At 43.1% G+C, this 1,199-nt stretch carries 1 protein-coding gene; it reads left to right on the forward strand.

What is annotated here, in order from left to right; all coding sequences use genetic code 11:
* Positions 1 to 73 precede the first annotated feature (73 nt).
* Positions 74 to 1,161, forward strand: a protein-coding gene (locus tag ACP7AE_RS14145) for an IS3 family transposase (RefSeq protein WP_426138840.1) whose coding sequence is annotated in 2 segments (ribosomal slippage) — positions 74 to 326 and positions 326 to 1,161 — 1,089 coding nt in all. Because the reading frame shifts where the segments join, the coding sequence is not laid out codon by codon here.
* Positions 1,162 to 1,199: the final 38 nt, after the last annotated feature.

The raw sequence follows: 1,199 nt of genomic DNA on the forward strand, positions 1-1,199 counted from the left end.
GGTAATCCCCCCAATAAATAAGAACACTTAGAAATAGAGATTAACTGCTAAAATATACCAGCAGGAGAATCCTATGAAAAAGACACGCTTTACTGATAATCAAATCGTTAATATCCTTAAACAAGCAGAACAAGGCGTACCTATCGCTGATTTATGCCGTGAGTATAATGTCGGCCAAAGCACGTTCTATAACTGGCGCTCTAAATATGGTGGCATGGATGCTGCGCTTATCACTCGTCTCAAAGAGCTTGAAGTTGAGAATGCTCGCTTAAAAAAGATGTATGCCGATGAATGTCTCAAATCCGACATATTACAGGATGCCATGTCAAAAAAGTGGTAGCGCCACTCAGGCGCAAAGAGATGGCTTGTCACTACATTAAAGAGCATGGCATCAGTATCCGCAGAGCTTGCTTGATCTTTAACATTAGCGTCACCTGTTATTATCACAAGTCGGTAGCAACGGATGAGAATAAGCAGATAGCGGACTTGCTCATAGATCTGACCGAGCAGAACAAGAACTGGGGCTTTGGATTGTGTTTTTTAAGCCTGCGTAACGTGCTGGGACTGCCATACAATCATAAACGGGTGTATCGCATCTACTGTGAGCTTGAGTTGAACCTTAGAATCAAACCTCGCCGCCGCATGAAGCGCGCCAAACCTGTGCCACTTGCTGTACCTGATAAGATAAACCAAAGCTGGAGCATGGACTTCATGCATGATGCTTTAACTGATGGACGAGGGTTTAGACTGTTTAACGTCATTGATGATTATAACCGTGAAGCCTTAACCGTTGAGATTGACTTCTCATTACCCGCTCAAAGAGTCATACGCAGTTTAAATCAGCTGATTGAATGTCGAGGTAAACCGGTCCAGGTAAGATGTGATAATGGACCTGAGTACATCAGCAACGCGCTCAAAGACTGGGCTTTAGATCAAGGTATTACGATAAGCTATATTGAGCCTGGCAATCCACAGCAGAATGCTTATGTTGAGCGCTATAATAGAACAATGCGTTATGATTGGTTAAATCAGGAATTATTTACAGATTTAGACCAAGTCCGTCAGCAAGCTGAGGCTTGGTTATATCACTACAACCACGAGCGCCCGAATATGGGCAATGGCGGTTTTACGCCAATGCAGAAACTAAACCACGCAGCTTAATTCTATTTGATAAGTGTCTTATGGTTGGGATGATTACC

This window comes from Psychrobacter sp. TWP2-1-2 (genome assembly GCF_049896785.1).
In the GTDB taxonomy this organism is placed as follows: Bacteria; Pseudomonadota; Gammaproteobacteria; order Pseudomonadales; family Moraxellaceae; genus Psychrobacter.